The organism is Pseudomonas sp. GM21 (genome assembly GCF_000282215.1).
Lineage (GTDB): Bacteria > Pseudomonadota > Gammaproteobacteria > Pseudomonadales > Pseudomonadaceae > Aquipseudomonas.
In genome coordinates this window covers 1-1,146 of the sequence record NZ_AKJS01000120.1, presented here as the reverse complement: position 1 = coordinate 1,146, position 1,146 = coordinate 1, and the positions used below count along the sequence as shown (strand labels likewise).

General features: G+C 53.2%; 1 protein-coding gene and 1 pseudogene. Both read left to right on the top strand.

Features of this window, described 5'->3' with window-relative positions; all coding sequences use genetic code 11:
* Positions 1–311 (top strand): annotated as a pseudogene (locus PMI22_RS08695) (hypothetical protein); the annotation flags it as partial.
* Between the two features lie 590 nt (positions 312–901).
* A partial coding sequence (locus PMI22_RS31430; protein ID WP_157214444.1) for a hypothetical protein occupies positions 902–1,146 on the top strand: 245 nt, incomplete at its 3' end.

Below are 1,146 nucleotides of genomic sequence, written 5' to 3'. Positions count from 1 at the left end.
GCTCGCGCAACCCCAGCTCGCAACCCAACAAATGGAAGCGAGACAATCGCTTATTCGCGATCCGGCACAACGGTTGCGATTACTTCCCAGTCTACGGGCTCGACAAGGACGCCGCGTATCGCCCGCTACCAGCGATGCGGGAAGTCATCAAGATCTTGGCAACCAAGAAGAGCAGTTGGGGCATGGCGTACTGGTTTGCCTCAGTCAGCAGCCTGCTTGGAGGCAAGCGACCACAAGACCTGCTTGTCACCGATCCGCAGCGGGTTATTGACGCAGCGAAGGACGAGGTGGCTGACATTACCCATGGCTAAGGCATCAACCCCCAAGTGCCCTGGGCACCGAGTGACACCTGGCAAGCAGAATGTTGAATACGATCGAACTTGATCGAACGCCACTTTTTACATGGGAGCTACCTATCGAGGCCGACAGGCTGTAGCCACCAAACCCTTTCTTTTTTTCTGACACCCTCGCGTGTGTAAAAGGCTAGAACTGTCCACTTCAAATTTAGGTGGACACCATTGCCTTTGGCTTCGGGCTCAGGAAGGTAGGTTCGCCGCACGCATACGGATGGTCGACGCGGACGCAGTTGAGAAAGCAGCTGAGCAGATTTAACCGACAACCCACATTCAGAGGCGTATGGCACTTGGGTGGCAAAGCTACCGTGCGCCAGCGCGACCGTATTGACTAGAGCGAGTTCTTCGGGACTTAAGGCTTCACATTTTATTTCAGATATTTTTTTGCCATTTTCTCAGTAATGACTGGGCCTCTACGCCTATCTCCCTCCCGAAAGCCCGATCCCACCTTCACTTTTCTTTTGACATTTTTTCGGTGACTTGCAAGGGAAAATTTTGCTCGCTGAGCACCTAAGCCTCCCCCATGCAAAAACACGTTCTGAAGCCGAATGCAGATGCTCGACCGGACCGTTTTCAGTCGAACGATCCCGTCGCGAGCGCCCGAATCGATGAGCCAATTGAGTTGTCTGATTCATGGTTTATTGGTCGAAGCTGCCGCCGTCGTTGAAGTAGTCATCCGTTGCGACCAAGCCGAAATTGTCGGTCAATCGGTCATTGTCGTGCTCGCTGAACATCGTTTGAATACGCCTTTCCTGCTTAAGACTGGCCACGGCCTGGAAAAAGCAGCGTTCAC